Here is a 15870-nt window from a genome sequence, read left to right as displayed (position 1 = left end):
ATACGGCTTAACCATCATCATGAAATTTTTAAACCTTATTGCCTTGTCGTCCATTCTCTTTATCCTTGCTACTGCGGGTTGTAAAAAAGATAACAGCAAGGGCACCGGCGACGCAACATCGCTCACCATTACTGACGGCAGTACCTGCAAATTCGTGAACGCCAGCGGCCGCAACGACGTAAGTTACGGCTTCCCTCATGACCCCAATCGCATCATGGCGCTTGGCACAGTAAAGGTGGCAGTACTGTTCGTGGACTTTCCGGACGCCCCCGCAACACGCAGGCCGGAAGAAGTTTATGGTATGATGTCACCGGCATCTGAAAACTTCATCAGTACCATTTCGCACGGGAAAGCCAATGTGGTATTCCAACCTCAATATAAATGGTACCGCATGAGCAAAAAGTCGGATAATTACGGGTACGACAACCTGACTTTCGATTCGCATAAGCGTTACATCCAGGAGGCCGTTGCCCTTGCGGACGCCGATGTCGATTTCACGAAAGTGGATGAGGTGGTGATCATGTGTAATCCCGACCAGGGCGCGATCACCCGGTCCTCCAGTTTTATGGGGCTGTCGAACAATGGCATCTCTGCCGACGGGCGGATCATGACCAATGTGATCACTATACAGCGTGACATCACTTATGCATTAGGTTTTTTATTCCCGCATGAATTTGGCCATTCTATGGGGGTGCCCGACCTTTATGCGTACAACGGCCCTTTGCATGGTTTTGTAGGCGATTTCAGCATTATGGGCAACCATGGCACTGCGCCTACCTATAATGCCTGGGAACAATGGCTTTTCGGTTGGTTCACTGATCAACAGGTCACTTGTGTTAGAGGCCAAGGCACCGGTACAATACAATTAACCCCGGTCGAGTCTGGCACGGGAATGAAGTTGCTTGTCCTGCCTATTGATGCGACCAGCGCGTTGATCGTAGAAGACCGCAGGCGCATCGACTATGACCAGTACCTGGAAAAGGAGGGCCCCGTTGTTTACCTGATCGATACGAAGATCAAAAACGGGGAAGGTGTGCTCAAAGTATTGCCGGTTAATTTGAGTGACCAAACTAAAAGAGCTGCGCCATTGAGCATTGGGCAAGAGGCTTCATATGCAGGCATCACCGTAAAATGTACGGCATCCTCAAATGTGGGCAGCACGATCGCTTATGAACGTAAATGACGGTAATAACTGAATTTTTAAACTTTAAAACGTGCTCTACAATGGACATATGATCGCCGCTGCTATACGCCAAAGGCGGCTCAAAGTAAATTATTCTCAGGAATATGTGGCCCGACAGCTCGGTATCTCTCAAAATGCCTATAGTAAATTTGAAACCGGACGATGTAACATAACCCTTATGCAGGCTTTGCACCTATGCGAAATTTTGGACATCAGCTTGGGTGAACTCTTGCGGCCGGTATTAAAAATTGCATAAATAGAATAGTGGCATTCCCCTTAAGGTGTACAAATACATGATCAGAACCACTATAATAATTTATCGAAGTGTATCGGCAGGTCATTGATCCGCTTGCCGGTCGCATGATAGACCGCGTTGGCGATAGCGGGTGTGATCGCCACAACCCCGATCTCACCAACACCTTTGGTACCCAGTTCGTTGATGAGCTGATCCTGCTCTTCTACAAATATAACGTCCAGGCCCTTGATATCTGCATGCACAGGCAGATGATATTCCGCAAGGTTCTGATTCACGTATTTGCCTATTGCAGGGTCTAATAAGGCCTCCTCCCTTAAGGCTTTGCTGATGCCCCATACCATGCCACCCAATATCTGGCTGCGCGCAGTTTTCGGATTGATGATCCGCCCTGCAGCTACAGCCGTGAGGGCTCGGGTAACTGTTGCCACACCCAGATCCTCATCCACTTCCACCTCTACAAATGCAGCACTGTGTGTTGCCATAGCATATTTGCGGAGTTTGAGCGCATGCGGATAGCCCATATTTTTGGTATGTATCGGCTTATCCCCATTGGCCGCCACCAACTTGATAAATGATAAGGCATGGCCATTGTAAATGATCTCCCCGCCAACAAAGGTAACGGTGCCTACTTCGGCATTTTTGAATTCGGCACTTACCTTTTTGGCCAGCTTCAGCAACATTTTTTTCAGGGCTTTGGAAGCATTGACCACCCCCACCCCCACTGTACTGGTACTGAAAGAACCGCCTTGTATTGGTGCGAACGGCAACTTACTATTGCCGTAGTCGAATATCACATCTTCCATTGCCATGCCGAACTGTTCGGCAGCGATCTGCGTCATTACCGTGAAAGTTCCTGTACCAATGTCGGTGATCGCGCTTTTAATGTGTAATTTGCCATCAGGCGTGATTTTTGCTTCCACGCGCGCCGGCATTTGCATGGCATCCCACATGCCTGTTGCCATACCGTAGCCCACCAGTTTGTTTCCCCTGCGCATGCTACGGGGTTCGGGTTTACGGCCATACCAACCGAATTTTGCTGCACCTTGCAAGTAGCAGGCTTTTAACTCTTTAGACGTGAATGGCTTATTTTCTAATGGGTCGGCCTCGCTGTAATTTTTGATCCGTAGCCCAAGCGGATCCATGTTCAATTGATAGGCGAGTTGATCCATGGTACATTCTATGGCATGAAAAGCGGTGCTACCGCCCGGTGCACGCATGTCAAGCGGGGTGGCTACGTCCAGTGGAACGAGGTTGTATTTTAGCAACGTGTTGGCAGCGGGGTATAGCATGGGAGCCCATTTTACCAGTATCTCACTGTAGTCTTCGTAGGCCGAGGTTTCTCCATAACCTTCATGGTTCAATCCCGTCACCTTGCCATCGCCGTCCGCGCTGATGCGCATTTGCATCAACGTTTGCGGCCGGTGGCCAAAGGTGAACATCTGGCTGCGGTCCAATACAACTCTAACATGCCTCTGCAGTTGCAGGGCAGCCATTACCGCTAAATAGAGTTGGTACTGGGGACGCAAGCCGGAGCCGAACGCACCGCCGACATATGGCGCTATAACCTTAACGTTCTTGTATTTTAGCCCGAAAACATTGGCTACGAACGTCTGGTCATTGATCGTTCCCTGTGTCTTGCTGTAAATGGCCAATTTGCCCTTCCCTTCATAGAGCACCGTACTGGCGAAGAGTTCCATTGGGTTATGAAACTCGGCGCTATGGCCATATTCACCTTTGGCACGGAAAGCAGCTTCCTCATAGGCTTTTTCAAAGTCACCTGTCGGTTTTGGCGGAGGTGGCTTTAACAAAAATGCCATTCCCGGCTTGGGTGGCCTTGCACGTTCCAGGTTGCCTTTCAGTTCAGTGGCATGCTGCGTATCCTCATCATATTCAACCCGAAGTTTTGCCGCGCCCAGCCGTGCCTGTTCATAGCTTTCCGCAATGACCAGAGCAATAGGCTGGCCGTTATACCTGATCTTGTCATCATGCAATGGCTTGAATACGGTCCCGCTCGGTGCATCCATATCAGCATATTGGATATCGAACCAGGCGGTCGGCATCCTGTTCTCATGGGTCAATATTTCGATGATGCCGGGCAGAGCTGATACCTCCCGGGTGTATATCTTTGTAATGCGGCCTTTCGTAATCGTGCTATTCACAACATAACCATAGAGCAGGCCTGGTACATGATGGTCTGCTGCATATTTTGCAGCACCGGTCACTTTCTCAAAACCCTCTAAACGGCTGACCGGCTTTCCTATCGTGGTGTTCATTTCTTTCATAACATAGAGGTGTCGGCCGGTTGCGCGCCGGGTAATTGTAGTTCGGGCTTTAGCGCAGTAAGCCCGTTACGGATGATCGCTCTTTTAGCCAGTTCGATCTTGAAGCTATTGTGTTCCAAACCTATCGCACCTTTCAATATCATATCGGCAGCCGCCCCGAGCGTATCCTTGTTGACGGCTTTGCCGATTAAATTCCCTTCTGCTTCGTTCACGCGCCAGGGTTTATGCGCCACCCCGCCTAATGCGATGCGTGCCTTTTTGATGATACCGTTCTCCAGTTCGAATGCCGTAGCAACGGATACTAGTGCAAAAGCGTAAGAACTGCGGTCGCGTATCTTGAGGTAAGAATAGTTAGCTGCAAAACCTTCCCCGGGCAATTCTATGGCTGTAATGATCTCGCCAGGTTGGAGGATATTATCCAATTCGGGGTGCTCGCCGGGTAAGCGGTGGAAGTCCCCGAACTTCACCATTCGTTCACCGGCCGGCCCATTGGTCAGGATTACCGCTTCTAATGCAGCTAATGCAACACACATATCCGAGGGAAACACCGCGATACAATGCCCGCTGGCTCCCAAAATAGCCATCATGCGGTTCTGCCCGGTAAGGGCAGGGCAACCTGAACCGGGGTTTCTTTTGTTACAGGGGGAAGCGGCATCATAAAAGTAATAACAGCGTGTTCGCTGTAACAAGTTACCGCCATTGGTGGCCATGTTTCTTATCTGAGCTGATGCGCCGGCCAAGATCGCTTTCGAGAGCAAAGGGTACCGCTTTTCGATCAGCGGATGGTAAGCCGTATCAGCATTGGTCATCAATGCGCTGATGCGAACACCGCCACCAGCCAGTTCTTCGATACTTGTAGCCTGGGTTTGGTTGATATCGACCAGCAGATCGGCATCTGCGAGGTTATATTTAAGCAGGTCGATGAGGTTAGTTCCTCCGGCAACATAGGAGCTTCTTCTGCTGGATGAAAACTGCTGCTGTGCTTCTGTCGTTGTCGCGGCAAGCCTATACTCAAAATCATTCATTGCTGTGCCCTCCCAAAACCTCCATTACCGCATCAATGATCTGCTGGTTGGCACCGCAACGGCACAGGTTCCCGCTCATCAATTCGGCCACCTCCGCCCTCGTGTGCGCTTTCCCTTCCGCGATCAACCCAACTGCAGAACATATCTGCCCCGGGGTACAATAGCCGCACTGGAATGCATCATGCTCAATGAATGCCTTTTGTACCGGGTGCAGAACATCCTGGCTGGCCACGCCCTCTATGGTCGTGATCTCCCCGCCGTCTTTCATGACCGCCAAAGTAAGGCAGCTCAAAACCCTTTTGCCGTTGACCAAAACCGTACACGCTCCGCACTGCCCATGATCACAGCCTTTTTTTGTTCCCGTCAGGTGCAAATGCTCCCGCAGGGCATCCAGCAGGGAAACATACGGCGATAGGGTAATCAACATATACTTACTGTTAACCGTTAATCCGATTTGCCTTGAGGTGGTGGATATCGTCGTTTGTGCGTTATTCAGGATATAATTGGCCATGAGGATGGGTTTTAGTTGATCGAAAATCAGAAAATTGATTCATTTAGGGTTGCCCGCCTCCTCCCGAGGCCCCGTAGATTTGGCCGGTCGCATAGCTGGCATCACTTGCGGCCAACTGCACATAGATAGAGGCCAATTCTACAGGTTGTCCCGGCCTGCCCATTGGGGTCTGCCCGCCGAACTGTTTTAGCTTTTCCATCGTCGCGCCGCCGCTTACCTGTAATGGCGTCCATATCGGGCCGGGTGCTACGCCATTAACACGGATGCCTTTAGGCGCTAATTGTTTGGCCAGCGACTTTACATAATTTGTGGTGGCAGCCTTGGTCTGGGCATAATCATATAATTCTGCTGACGGATCATAGGCCTGTTCAGACGTTGTGCCGATGATGGCCGCACCCGCTTTAAGATGGGGCAATGCGGCTTTTGTGGTCCAGAACGGCGCGTAGATATTGGTCTTCATCGTCGCATCGAAGGCTTCGCTGGTAATATCCATGATCGAGGCCTGGGTCTGCTGGCGGGCAGCATTGTTCACCAAAATATCCAAGCCACCCAATTGCCTGACCGCTTCCTCTACCATCTTTTTGCAAAATGCTTCTTCCCGCAAGTCTCCAGGTATGGCGATGGCTTTTACCCCTTCCTTTTTGATTAAAGCTATCACTTCCTGCGCGTCGGCCTCTTCGCTGGGGTAATAATTGATCGCCACGTCGGCGCCCTCCCTCGCATAAGCGATGGCAGCAGCACGCCCCATGCCTGAGTCGCCTCCTGTAATGAGCGCTTTACGCCCCCTCAATCTGCCGAAACCTTTGTAACTCGTTTCGCCGTGGTCGGGCCGCGGTTCCATCTTGCTGGCCAATCCCGGCCAGGGTTGCGATTGTTCCTTAAATGGTGGTTTGGGATATTTGGTGGTGGGGTCGTCTAATGTAAAGTTTTGCATAGATGTGTTTTTTACTGCACCGAATGCCGGTGCAACTGCGGCTGCCGCTATGGTGGTGCCCAGGCCGGCAACCATCTGGCGGCGGCTTATTTTATCTTGTTCATTCATATCAATCTTTCTTTTTGGGAACTTTTGCACCTTCTTTACGGGCTTCGGAAAGGCCAATGGCAATTGCTTGTTTTTTACTCGTTACTTTTTTACCGCTGCCGCTCTTTAGGGTGCCTTCTTTTTCCTCGTGTAAAGCTTTATGAACCTTGTCCTGTGCTTTATCTGAATACTTTGCCATATATGTTTATAGATAAATGTTTTTATTACCCGTTTACGACTTCGCCGCCATTAACGTGAATGACCTGTCCGGTGATAAATGATGCGTCATCTGAAGCCAGGAATACATAAGCCGGCCCAAGTTCCGATGGCTGGCCTGCACGTTTCATGGCGGTTTCGCTTCCGAAATTTTTGATCTTTTCTTCGTCGAATGTTGAAACGATCAGCGGCGTCCATACCGGCCCCGGCGCGACGGCGTTCACGCGAATATTTTTTTCGCTCAGATTGGTAGCTAATGAGCGGGTAAATGTGGTGATCGCCCCCTTTGTGGACGAATAGTCGATAAGTGCAGGGGATGAGCGGTAAGCGGTGACCGAGGTCGTATTAATGATCGTATCGCCAGCCTTAAAATGTTCTAAGGCGGCTTCGGCAAAATAGAAATAGGCGTAGATATTGGTGCGGAAAGTGATATCCAATTGTTTTTCATCGATAGCTTTCAGATCTTTCTCGGGAAACTGCATGGCGGCATTATTGACGAGAATGTTCAATTTCCCATATTTCCTTATGGTATCGGCGACAGCTTTTTTACAGAACCCGGCGTCTTTCACATCTCCTTTGAGCAACAGGCATTTTTGGCCAGCTTCCTCAACCAGTTTCTGTGTCGCTACGGCGTCAATATCTTCATCGAGGTAAACAATGGCGATATCGGCACCCTCCTGAGCATAATGAACTGCTACCGAACGGCCAATGCCGCTGTCGCCACCTGTGATCAGCGCTACTTTACCTGAGAGTTTACCGGAAGCCCTATAACTCGGCTTGATATATTCCGGTGCCGGGTTCATTTCGGCTTCTATGCCCGGTTGTTCGTTTTGTTTGGCAGGGGTTTTACTCGAAGTGGCCATAAACTGGTTTTAATTAGTAATTAATAATTTAACTATTAAATCCATATTAAGTTTGCCTTCTTTGTCAATTGTTAAGCGAATCTGTTAAAAGCAAAAATTATACTCTCCCCAGCCCTCCATTGCGGGGCCGTCACCTGCTAACTTACGATGTTGTTGTGTTGTTACAGTTGCCGCATTTCGCGGGCAATGATGGCCGGGCGGGCCAGTGTTAAATAAAAAAAAGCAGCCCCGCGGCCGCTTTTTATTTCTTTTGTGCTTTAGCAATTTTTCGATAAGATCAATCATTAGCTACACCGCGGCCGGTTTTGTGTTGTAATTCCTCGATGCGCTTTGAGGCTTCGGCCTTGGTCAGGTCATCATCGACGGCTTCGCCTGCCTCCGTACTTAGTGTTGTCAAGTAGGAATGCTGGGCACCGGTCATTTTTTCATCCCCGGTCGTCCAACTATCCGGGTCTTTGATGGTGTTGGAACCTTTATCTTCACCACTGCTAAGGTTTTCGTCTCCCCGAAAAAGCTTTTCTTCGTTATCGTTGCTAGGTATCATATATTTACTAATTTATTTAGTAACGATTAATACATGGAAAAGTTTTATTACGTCGAGCCTGAACATATTTTAGCGGGAATGGTTAGGTAATAATGAAGAATATATTGAGAAAGAAAAGTAATAAGAGACTGACGATAGGCGCCGCTGTTGCAGGTATTGCAGTTGCAGGAGGCCTGGCGTGGCTATTTTTCACGAAAGGTGGTGCCAGGGCACAGGCGAACTGGAAAGCTTCGCTGAAAAATTCTGGTAAAGATTTTGCAGCCGGCCTGATAACTGAACAAACGGGCGTCCCGAAGGATATCACGAGAGCTGCCGCCGATGCCATGATCGATTAAATATGGGCACTCTCCCATAAATGAAATACCTCTTACGCGAAAGTATGATGGATCCATTAAAAAGGTTTAAAGATGCCCAGGCACGAGATCACGAAGCTGCGCTGGATGAGATCAGCAAAGGCCGCAAACGCGGCCATTGGATGTGGTATATCTTCCCACAGATCGCAGGGCTTGGCCAAAGCGAAATGTCTGCCCGGTACGCCATTAAAGACATGCGGGAAGCGACGGCCTTCCTGCTGGATGAAGAGCTGAGCCTTCCTTTAGTAAATATTTGTAAGGCACTGTTGGTACTTCCGGGAAACGATTCAAAAGCCATTTTTGGCAGCCCGGACGATCTAAAATTAAGGTCATCTATGACCTTGTTCGACGCTGTGCCTGCAACCTTTCCGGTGTTCGGCCAGGTGTTGGATAAATTTTTCAGTAGCGAACGGGATAAGCTCACTTTAAAACTGCTGGGCAAGTAAGTATATTTGTATCAAATTATCTTGCCGTCACTTTCGTTTACAAGCGGAGCCCCTAACGGGGCTTTATTGTTTTATTAACTTTCAAACAAATGGCTTTATTATTTTAGCCTTGTTCTAATTTCCAACCGCCGTTGTCTCTCACATGGCTTATAAATTCGATCACTTCATTTGACTCTTCGGGCGTTAACTCCAGTTTTCCATCGGAGGTATAGGTAAATAATGAACCCGGTTTTTCAAATGTGATGAAACCGTAGTAATCGGGATCAGGATTATCCTGCAAATGTAAAGTACTTTCCATGCGCATCCCGGGATACGGCGAGCCGTCCTGCCGGTCCGCATAAATGCTGTAGGTATACGTGATCACCTCGTGGCCGTTCAAATGTGCCTGGGTATCGGGAATAATAATAAGATGTTTATCGCCGCTTAAGGTTAAAAATAATGGTGCCATATATTTAAAATAATACGAAAGCAACATTTGTGCCCGACCATACACGGCCGATTCGAAAATTTAAAAAAACGTTCAGCCTAAGCGTCAAAATCCGTCGAAAATGCTATATTTACCATAGATTAACTATTTATCTTATTTCGACAATTGACTATAAACAAAGTTATTCTTATCGGCCGTATGGCGGGGAGGCCGCAGATCACGAAAAGGCCTGATCATGAATTCGAAATAACGTTTTTCCTGATCACAGACGAGGTCTTTAAAAAAGGTGGTGTGCCTACCGAGCATCATGAAAAGCATCGGGTCGTAATGCAAGGCAATGTTGCTGTTACCGCTTATAAGAAACTGAATGAAGGCAGTGATGTCTATATCGAGGGACAAATGAAAACGTTGGCCTATAAGGACGCTATTAGCGTAAAACGCTACGACACTTATATTATCGGGCGCTCTTTTGAGTTGCTATACGACCGATACGCCGCCGGCAAATCCTCTTTCTCTGTAATCAATCATCAAAATGATAGTTATAACGCAGGTTAACGGCGAACCTTATTCATTCGAAGTGGCTGCTTTTTCGGATGCAGTTCAGCAAAGGGTCTTGTACCTGATCATTCACTCTGGTACTTTTGTTGTTGCTGAAAAATGCCTTTCCGACGAGTGGCAGCAAATAGTGAACCACTTTCGCCCGCCCGAGTTGGCAGCCTCGATATTCCGGGCCATCGATGCCGCGGATACGCAGGCCCTACAGGAAAATATAAAGCCTGCCGGGGAAATGGCAGGCTTTGTACTGAAGAGGTTGTAATAAATATAGATCTTTCACTCCAGCCTTTTTAAGCACCGGATCGTGTTACACGCCGGGCTGTGAGGCCGTTTTGGTGCCGCCCGGATCTTCCATTTAAATGCCCGAACCCTCGCCTGCTGCCTGGTTCACATTTTGGCCTTATTCAGGACCTCTCATTTTAAGTACGCATAGAGCTCGCCGGCAAATAATGATCATGCGTATAAATACTGATTTTTTAGGTATAAAACGCGCAAACCCTCCCTACGCTTTCAAGTTGTAAGGTTATGGAATTTACAGAAATATTAGGCCTTGTGGCCGGTACGTTAACTTCGGCTGCGAGCGTACCGCAGATCGTTAAAACTACCAAACAAAAAAAAGCGGCCGGCATTTCGCCCTTCATGTTCATTGTCCTGCTCACAGGTAATGCCCTTTGGGTTTACTACGGCTTCCGACGCTCTGACATTCCCATCATTGCCACCAACGTTGTTGCCTTAGCACTGGATACCACGATGCTGGCCTTAAAATGGAAGTATAATTAGTTTATCGGTCAAACCAAAAGCGCCGGGCGAAGTTGTAATAGCGCTTATAAACAATCTTCGGCCATGCGAATCAAATGGAGTGACATATTTATCAGTGGCCAGGACCTCGCCTACGGGGTGGAGATACTGGTCCGCACGCTTGTCATGTTTACCTTCGTTCTTGTTTTTTTAAGGATGTCCGGAAAAAAGGGAGTAAGGCAGCTCAGTATTTTTGAGGTTGCCGTTATCATTGCCCTTGGCTCTGCTGCCGGCGACCCGATGTTCACCAAAGATGTGGCTATCTTACCCTCTTTATTGGTATTCGCTGTCATCCTCGCCATTTACCGAATCATTACCTATTTCGCTTCGCGCTCAGAAAAGATCGAAACGATACTGGAAGGCAAACCTATGTATATCATAGAAGAGGGCATGTTTACCCTTAAAAAGGAAGGCGACAATACCTTTGCAAAAGATGAATTCTTTTCGGAGATGCGCGCCCAAAGTATCGAGCACCTCGGCCAGGTAAAGACCGCCTTGCTCGAGACCAACGGGCAGGTCAGCTTTTATTACTACAGCGACGATGAGGTTAGGCCCGGGCTGCCCATCCTTCCGAAATCTTACGAAAAAAAGTCCAGAAATATTTCCGGAAAAAACAACTACGCCTGTACCTTTTGCGGTAATGTGGCCCTGCTCGCTGAACCATCCGAATGCAGCCGTTGCCATCACGACGAATGGGCCAAGGCGATCGATTCGAAAAGAATTACTTAAGTGCGTTCCATCTCAGGTTAACTCTCCCCTTTCTTGATGGCCAACCGCATGTAAACTGCCCGGACAATGCAGGTAGTAAAGATTATGCGCGACATAGTGATCGGGCATATGCAGCTAACCGGATTATATTTATATTGCAGTGTCCGTAGCATGCCCGTATTATGACCTTTAGCTTCACTGCTACACCCGAATTTGATTACATGGCTTATTTCGCCCGCCACATCGGCGTAGAGGTTAACGGCCATGAACTGGTGGTCCCGGGATCGCTTGGTAAAGGGCATATCCGCAAATTCCTTTTCGATGCCGACTTCAAGATCACGATGCACAGTTACCTGCTGAACGAGGACCTGGTGGTCAACCGCACAGCTTCCGGCCAGGGCAATGAACTGATCACCATCTTTTTTTACAGTAATGAGCACCCGCTGGGCATCACTTACAACAACGACCCGGGTATTCATTTTTCGCAGCGCGATGAATCTGCTATACAGGTTACATCAAACGACCTCAGTTCGACGATACGTTTTCCGGCTGATCAGCAAATACACTATGTCGTGGTAGCCATCAAGCCTGCCCGTTTAGCACAGCTTCTGAAAATAACAGCACCCAATTCGGTGATCAGGGCGATCACCGGTAAGGGCAACTCCTTTCTGTTTTTTGAGGAAATGAATGCAGAGACGAAGCTGCTTCTTAAAAATCTCTCAGAAGTCAACTTCTACGAGCCCCTTGCCAATTTTCTCATGCAGATCAAAGTGCAGGAATTATTATACCTCCTGTTCCGGAAGTTGTCCGCACGGGAAAGCACGGTGCATCAAGCGATCAATAGCGCCGATGCGGGCAGGCTGCTTTACATCCGCAACGCTATACTGAGCGACCTGAGCGTTCCGCCGGTGCTGCCTGAACTGGCGAGGATGGCCGCCATGAGCGAAACCAAATTGAAGCAACTTTTCAAACAAACTTTCGGCGAAACGATCTACAATTACTATCAGCAGGCCCGCATGGAAGAAGCTGCTTTCTTGTTAAGGCAAGGCAGGCATTCCGTGGCAGAGGTCGGCTATGAAATGGGCTTTACCAACCTCAGCCATTTCAGCCGCTTGTTCGAACGGCATTACGGCCTTAACCCTAAAAAATATTCTCTCACATAACCTCTGCCCATAATTGTCCCAAAACTGAATGGGCACATCGTCGGATTCGACTGATCTTCCGCCGATTGGGGCTATTATGGCGCTTCATTACTGCGGACATTTGCTTCATAACAAATACTGAAGCAAATGAAAAAATTACTGGAGCCATTTGATAATGGCATACTCAAATTAAAGAACCACGTGGTGATGGCCCCCATGACCCGCAGCAGGGCCTTGAATAATATTCCTAATGAATTAATGGCGGCTTATTACAAACAACGTTCAGGTGCAGGCCTGATCATTACTGAGGGGACTTCGCCAAGCCCCGAAGGTTTGGGTTATCCCCGTATTCCGGGCATCTTTTCCAACGAGCAAATAGCCGGCTGGAAAATTGTTACAAAGGCCGTTCACGAGGAAGGCAGCAAAATCTTCCTGCAATTGATGCATACCGGCAGGATAGCACACTTGGCCAATTTACCCGAAGGACACCACGTGGTCGGGTTGTCGGCTATCAAAGCCGCCGGCCAGATCTTTACCGATAGCCAAGGCCTGCAGGACCATAGCGAACCCGCCATGCTGGATACGGACGGCATCAGTAACCTCATCAGCGACTTCGTGAAAGCCGCCCAAAATGCCATCATCGCAGGTTTTGACGGTATAGAACTTCATGGCGCAAACGGGTATATTTTAGAGCAATCGTTAAACCCGCTGGTGAACAACCGTACCGATGAGTACGGTGGGAACATCGAAAACCGCAGCCGGCTGATCTTAGAGATCGTTAAAGGCACTGTCGCGGCTATCGGCGCGGATAAAGTCGGGATACGTTTTTCGCCATATTCTACCCTGAGCGATATGCCCGCTTACAACGAGGATGAGGTGCATGAAACTTATCGGTACTTGGCTACCGAACTGGGTAAACTTAACATCGCTTATATACACGTTTCGGATAACCCGGGCATACCTGCCAGGACACACCAGGCCATCCGTAATAGCTTCCCTAATGCCCTGATCTTTTGTAATGGGCTTACCGCAGAAACTGCAGAGGAAAAACTACAGGACGGATCGGCCGACCTGGCCGCTTTTGGCAGGAGTTTTTTATCCAATCCGGATTTTATCAGCCGCGTAGGAAAAAACGAGCCTCTTAACGAGGTAGACTATATGACACTTTATACCCCGGGAGAGCAAGGCTATACCGACTACCCGGCCATGAATTAATGATTTACCGTTTTAAAATACATAACAATGAAAATTACAACAACAGGCTCATTAGGTAATGTTGCCAGGCCATTAGTAAAAAAACTGATCGCAGCCGGGCACGACGTAACTGTGATCAGTACCAAAGAAGATAAAAAAGCTGATATCGAAGCCCTGGGCGCAAAGGCGGCGATCGGCTCCATCAGCGATGAAGCCTTTTTATCAGATGCTTTTAAGGGCGCAGATGCAGTATATACTATGATGCCGCCGGCAATAGGCCCCGTAAACATGATCCAAAATATCGCTGATGCCGGGCAAGCTTCTGCCAACGCTATAAAGTCTGCCGGTGTGCAGCGTGTAGTATTACTGAGCAGCGTGGGTGCTGACGCTAACGAAGGTACCGGGCCGGTAAAAGGCGTGCACCGGGTAGAGCAGCTATTCAGCCAATTGGACGGAGCCGATGTCACCGTCTTAAGGTCAGGCTTTTTCTATGTGAACTTTTTCAGGGATATCCCCCTCATCAAAAACAGGAACATTTTTGGCAACAACTATAGCGGGAGCGACCAGCTCGCATTGACCCACCACGAAGACCTTTCTTCGGCTATTGCGGAGGAATTGCAAAGCAAAGGCAATGGCTATGAAGTGAAATACGTGGTAAGCGATATATCGACCGGCCGCGAGCTCGCGAAGCTATTCGGCGCCGTGATCTGCAAACCGGAGCTTACCTGGACACAGATCCCCGACGACCAATTGAAACAGGGCATGCTGGCCGGGGGACTTCCGCCGGAATTGGCCGCCCTGATCACGGAACTGGGGCAGGGTGTGCGCCAGGGCATCGTGATGAAGGGTTTCTTTGAAAAAGGCGCAAAAGTGACGGGCAAAGTAAAGCTTGCAGCGTTCGCGGAGGATTTCAAAGCTAAATACGAACAGAATTAACTGTAAAATTCGCAATTCCGTGAATTCGTTAAGTTTAAACAAGGTAAATAGCGGCAATGCTATTTACCTTGTTTGGCAAAATGCCCTATTGGAAAGGTTAAAGCCGCAGTTGTGCAATTTTCAGGATAAATTGAAAAAAACTTATTTATTACGCAGAACAACGGTATATATCCTGGTACCGGTCAAAAGGCCCTTCCGGTATAAAGCCGGAGCGCTGCAATACTTTTCCGGCCGCGATGTTGTGACGGTTGGCCACTGCGGCCAATTCCAGAATACCTTTGCTTTGTAAGTGCCCGACGACCTGGGGAAGCAGGGTTGACATGAGCGCTTTTCCCGTGGCTGTACCTTTAAGGTAAAATTCAATAAAGAACGGGTAATACGGCAAATGATAGTGTTCTTTGGCAACAGCGGGAGGGATAAGATCGATCACGCCGAGCAATGCTCTATTGGTTTTAGCACGGATCAAATACACCTGGTTGCGCCCGGAATGAAAATTAAGGAAAGCAGCGCTCAGCCAATTCCTTGCTGCGGTTAGTGAACTCAGCTTTTTATGCGGCAGGAAACGTAAAGTGTGCTCGTCAGAAAATAATTGGTAGATCTCGCAGGCAAGTTCTTTATAGTGCAGGATATCATCAGGGCCTAATGGATCGATACGGTGTACATCATTTTCGATAGCGGTCATATGCGGAAACGCAGCTTGATATTTTTAACGATAGCATCGGCCAACTCCTCAGAAACACCAGCAACGGATGTTTCTACCGACCATAGGTCCCTCTCTTTGACGATATTCAGCGGCCGCCCGTCCAACAACAGGTGGATAGTTTTTGTTTCACGTGTGAGCGGTTCGGCATTCAATATCCTGAACGTGTGGTCATTATTTTCAAAGGTGAGCCGAAGCGATTGTCCCATAGCAGAATGCCGAAAATAATGCTTTGCCATAATTCCCGCAACATTTATATACACTCCCCCACTACACCAAACCACTCTTCCAACTTTTTGTTATGTGCTAAAAATCGAAAAAGCATGCTGTTAAAAAAACGCATCCCGGCACATTACATCCTCGGGAAAGTTAAGAACGAACTCCCCTACGTGCTGGTGGTAGGCCTGCTGGTCAACTATTTGACGAGCCATTATAAAAACCTGATCCCTATAATGCCGATAGCTATACCCACGTTCATCGGTACAGCGATCTCGGTCATCCTTTCCTTTAAGATCAATCAATCTTATGACCGCTGGTGGGAGGCGCGGAAAGTCTGGGGAAGTATCGTCAACGAAAGCCGCAATTTCATCTTACAGTTGCAATCTTTTATTTCTATGGATAAACAAGAGGCGATCAGGACGATGGGCCACCGGCAGATCGCGTGGTGCTATAGTTTAGGGCAAAGCCTGCGCGGCCTCGACCCTACCGCG

21 protein-coding genes and 1 pseudogene are annotated in these 15870 nt (G+C 48.5%); 12 read left to right on the top strand and 10 right to left on the bottom strand.

What is annotated here, in order from left to right:
- The first annotated feature begins 19 nt into the window (after positions 1-19).
- On the top strand, positions 20-1183 hold the full coding sequence (locus tag BC343_RS00110) for a metallopeptidase domain-containing protein (RefSeq protein WP_078345688.1): 1164 nt from the start codon (positions 20-22) through the stop codon (positions 1181-1183).
- A 49-nt stretch (positions 1184-1232) separates the two neighbouring features.
- Positions 1233-1439 (top strand): helix-turn-helix domain-containing protein, encoded by a 207-nt coding sequence (locus BC343_RS31910; protein WP_078345687.1) that lies wholly within the window; start codon positions 1233-1235, stop codon positions 1437-1439.
- Positions 1440-1489: 50 nt separating this feature from the next.
- On the opposite strand, the gene BC343_RS00100 is transcribed toward BC343_RS31910, so the two are convergent.
- The 7 genes from BC343_RS00100 to BC343_RS00070 all read right to left on the bottom strand — a co-directional run bounded on the left by BC343_RS00100 (position 1490) and on the right by BC343_RS00070 (position 7901).
- Positions 1490-3712, bottom strand: coding sequence for a xanthine dehydrogenase family protein molybdopterin-binding subunit (locus BC343_RS00100; RefSeq protein WP_143822014.1), 2223 nt, complete (start codon positions 3710-3712; stop codon positions 1490-1492).
- Between the two features lie 5 nt (positions 3713-3717).
- Positions 3718-4746, bottom strand: a complete 1029-nt coding sequence (locus tag BC343_RS00095; protein WP_078345685.1) for an FAD binding domain-containing protein — start codon at positions 4744-4746, stop codon at positions 3718-3720.
- Entirely contained in the window at positions 4739-5257 is a 519-nt protein-coding gene (locus BC343_RS00090; RefSeq protein ID WP_078345684.1) for a (2Fe-2S)-binding protein, read from the bottom strand. The genes BC343_RS00095 and BC343_RS00090 overlap by 8 nt, the downstream gene beginning before the upstream one ends.
- Positions 5258-5300: 43 nt before the next feature.
- The gene (locus BC343_RS00085; protein ID WP_078345683.1) at positions 5301-6299 is read right to left on the bottom strand and encodes an SDR family oxidoreductase; all 999 of its coding nucleotides are present in this window, start codon (positions 6297-6299) and stop codon (positions 5301-5303) included.
- A 1-nt stretch (position 6300) separates the two neighbouring features.
- Positions 6301-6477, bottom strand: coding sequence for a DUF6496 domain-containing protein (locus tag BC343_RS31270; RefSeq protein ID WP_202909701.1), 177 nt, complete (start codon positions 6475-6477; stop codon positions 6301-6303).
- A gap of 25 nt (positions 6478-6502) precedes the next feature.
- Positions 6503-7357: an SDR family oxidoreductase gene (locus BC343_RS00080; protein ID WP_078345682.1), complete on the bottom strand. Its 855-nt coding sequence runs from the start codon at positions 7355-7357 to the stop codon at positions 6503-6505.
- A 277-nt stretch (positions 7358-7634) separates the two neighbouring features.
- Complete coding sequence (locus BC343_RS00070) at positions 7635-7901, bottom strand: DUF3072 domain-containing protein (RefSeq protein WP_078345680.1); 267 nt, start codon at positions 7899-7901, stop codon at positions 7635-7637.
- A gap of 92 nt (positions 7902-7993) precedes the next feature.
- Here BC343_RS00070 and BC343_RS00065 point away from each other — a divergent pair, with 92 nt between their 5' ends.
- Both BC343_RS00065 and BC343_RS00060 read left to right on the top strand, forming a co-directional pair.
- A complete protein-coding gene (locus BC343_RS00065; protein WP_078345679.1) occupies positions 7994-8236 on the top strand; it encodes a hypothetical protein in 243 nt (80 codons plus the stop codon).
- Between the two features lie 20 nt (positions 8237-8256).
- Positions 8257-8700 (top strand): DUF1810 domain-containing protein, encoded by a 444-nt coding sequence (locus BC343_RS00060; RefSeq protein ID WP_202909700.1) that lies wholly within the window; start codon positions 8257-8259, stop codon positions 8698-8700.
- A 103-nt stretch (positions 8701-8803) separates the two neighbouring features.
- Here BC343_RS00060 and BC343_RS00055 read toward each other — a convergent pair whose 3' ends face one another.
- Positions 8804-9148: a hypothetical protein gene (locus BC343_RS00055; protein ID WP_143822013.1), complete on the bottom strand. Its 345-nt coding sequence runs from the start codon at positions 9146-9148 to the stop codon at positions 8804-8806.
- A 144-nt stretch (positions 9149-9292) separates the two neighbouring features.
- On the opposite strand from BC343_RS00055, the gene ssb reads away from it, so the two are divergent.
- The 7 genes from ssb (at position 9293) to BC343_RS00020 (ending at position 14460) form a co-directional block, all read left to right on the top strand.
- Complete coding sequence (gene ssb, locus BC343_RS00050) at positions 9293-9682, top strand: single-stranded DNA-binding protein (protein WP_078345677.1); 390 nt, start codon at positions 9293-9295, stop codon at positions 9680-9682.
- Positions 9660-9944, top strand: a complete 285-nt coding sequence (locus BC343_RS00045) for a hypothetical protein (protein ID WP_078345676.1) — start codon at positions 9660-9662, stop codon at positions 9942-9944. The genes ssb and BC343_RS00045 overlap by 23 nt, the downstream gene beginning before the upstream one ends.
- A 263-nt stretch (positions 9945-10207) precedes the next feature.
- Positions 10208-10462 (top strand): SemiSWEET family sugar transporter, encoded by a 255-nt coding sequence (locus BC343_RS00040; protein WP_078345675.1) that lies wholly within the window; start codon positions 10208-10210, stop codon positions 10460-10462.
- A 63-nt stretch (positions 10463-10525) separates the two neighbouring features.
- A complete protein-coding gene (locus BC343_RS00035; RefSeq protein WP_078345674.1) occupies positions 10526-11209 on the top strand; it encodes a DUF421 domain-containing protein in 684 nt (227 codons plus the stop codon).
- Between the two features lie 161 nt (positions 11210-11370).
- Complete coding sequence (locus tag BC343_RS00030) at positions 11371-12351, top strand: helix-turn-helix transcriptional regulator (protein ID WP_078345673.1); 981 nt, start codon at positions 11371-11373, stop codon at positions 12349-12351.
- Positions 12352-12477: 126 nt separating this feature from the next.
- Entirely contained in the window at positions 12478-13545 is a 1068-nt protein-coding gene (locus BC343_RS00025) for an alkene reductase (protein WP_078345672.1), read from the top strand.
- Positions 13546-13572: 27 nt separating this feature from the next.
- Complete coding sequence (locus tag BC343_RS00020; protein WP_078345671.1) at positions 13573-14460, top strand: NAD(P)H-binding protein; 888 nt, start codon at positions 13573-13575, stop codon at positions 14458-14460.
- A 148-nt stretch (positions 14461-14608) separates the two neighbouring features.
- On the opposite strand, the gene BC343_RS00015 is transcribed toward BC343_RS00020, so the two are convergent.
- Together BC343_RS00015 and BC343_RS00010 are read right to left on the bottom strand one after the other, a co-directional pair.
- The gene (locus tag BC343_RS00015; RefSeq protein ID WP_078345670.1) at positions 14609-15142 is read right to left on the bottom strand and encodes a GNAT family N-acetyltransferase; all 534 of its coding nucleotides are present in this window, start codon (positions 15140-15142) and stop codon (positions 14609-14611) included.
- Positions 15139-15369: a hypothetical protein gene (locus tag BC343_RS00010; protein WP_078345669.1), complete on the bottom strand. Its 231-nt coding sequence runs from the start codon at positions 15367-15369 to the stop codon at positions 15139-15141. Before BC343_RS00010 ends, BC343_RS00015 begins: the two co-directional genes overlap by 4 nt.
- Before the next feature lie 114 nt (positions 15370-15483).
- Between BC343_RS00010 and BC343_RS00005 the strand changes: the two are divergent.
- A pseudogene (locus BC343_RS00005) lies at positions 15484-15870 on the top strand (bestrophin family ion channel); the annotation flags it as partial.

The sequence above is a fragment of the Mucilaginibacter pedocola genome (assembly GCF_002013915.1).
GTDB lineage: Bacteria > Bacteroidota > Bacteroidia > Sphingobacteriales > Sphingobacteriaceae > Mucilaginibacter > Mucilaginibacter pedocola.
The sequence above is the reverse complement of the archived record's forward strand: the minus strand, read 5'-3'. Positions and strand labels throughout refer to the sequence as shown.

Excerpts from the sequence above, each read along its gene's own strand:
- BC343_RS00110 (WP_078345688.1), top strand. The coding sequence starts at position 20 with ATGAAATTTTTAAACCTTATTGCCTTGTCGTCCATTCTCTTTATCCTT.
- BC343_RS31910 (WP_078345687.1), top strand. The coding sequence starts at position 1,233 with ATGATCGCCGCTGCTATACGCCAAAGGCGGCTCAAAGTAAATTATTCT.
- BC343_RS00100 (WP_143822014.1), bottom strand. The coding sequence starts at position 3,712 with ATGAACACCACGATAGGAAAGCCGGTCAGCCGTTTAGAGGGTTTTGAG.
- BC343_RS00095 (WP_078345685.1), bottom strand. The coding sequence starts at position 4,746 with ATGAATGATTTTGAGTATAGGCTTGCCGCGACAACGACAGAAGCACAG.
- BC343_RS00090 (WP_078345684.1), bottom strand. The coding sequence starts at position 5,257 with ATGGCCAATTATATCCTGAATAACGCACAAACGACGATATCCACCACC.
- BC343_RS00085 (WP_078345683.1), bottom strand. The coding sequence starts at position 6,299 with ATGAATGAACAAGATAAAATAAGCCGCCGCCAGATGGTTGCCGGCCTG.
- BC343_RS31270 (WP_202909701.1), bottom strand. The coding sequence starts at position 6,477 with ATGGCAAAGTATTCAGATAAAGCACAGGACAAGGTTCATAAAGCTTTA.
- BC343_RS00080 (WP_078345682.1), bottom strand. The coding sequence starts at position 7,357 with ATGGCCACTTCGAGTAAAACCCCTGCCAAACAAAACGAACAACCGGGC.
- BC343_RS00070 (WP_078345680.1), bottom strand. The coding sequence starts at position 7,901 with ATGATACCTAGCAACGATAACGAAGAAAAGCTTTTTCGGGGAGACGAA.
- BC343_RS00065 (WP_078345679.1), top strand. The coding sequence starts at position 7,994 with ATGAAGAATATATTGAGAAAGAAAAGTAATAAGAGACTGACGATAGGC.
- BC343_RS00060 (WP_202909700.1), top strand. The coding sequence starts at position 8,257 with ATGAAATACCTCTTACGCGAAAGTATGATGGATCCATTAAAAAGGTTT.
- BC343_RS00055 (WP_143822013.1), bottom strand. The coding sequence starts at position 9,148 with ATGGCACCATTATTTTTAACCTTAAGCGGCGATAAACATCTTATTATT.
- BC343_RS00045 (WP_078345676.1), top strand. The coding sequence starts at position 9,660 with ATGATAGTTATAACGCAGGTTAACGGCGAACCTTATTCATTCGAAGTG.
- BC343_RS00040 (WP_078345675.1), top strand. The coding sequence starts at position 10,208 with ATGGAATTTACAGAAATATTAGGCCTTGTGGCCGGTACGTTAACTTCG.
- BC343_RS00035 (WP_078345674.1), top strand. The coding sequence starts at position 10,526 with ATGCGAATCAAATGGAGTGACATATTTATCAGTGGCCAGGACCTCGCC.
- BC343_RS00030 (WP_078345673.1), top strand. The coding sequence starts at position 11,371 with ATGACCTTTAGCTTCACTGCTACACCCGAATTTGATTACATGGCTTAT.
- BC343_RS00025 (WP_078345672.1), top strand. The coding sequence starts at position 12,478 with ATGAAAAAATTACTGGAGCCATTTGATAATGGCATACTCAAATTAAAG.
- BC343_RS00020 (WP_078345671.1), top strand. The coding sequence starts at position 13,573 with ATGAAAATTACAACAACAGGCTCATTAGGTAATGTTGCCAGGCCATTA.
- BC343_RS00015 (WP_078345670.1), bottom strand. The coding sequence starts at position 15,142 with ATGACCGCTATCGAAAATGATGTACACCGTATCGATCCATTAGGCCCT.
- BC343_RS00010 (WP_078345669.1), bottom strand. The coding sequence starts at position 15,369 with ATGGGACAATCGCTTCGGCTCACCTTTGAAAATAATGACCACACGTTC.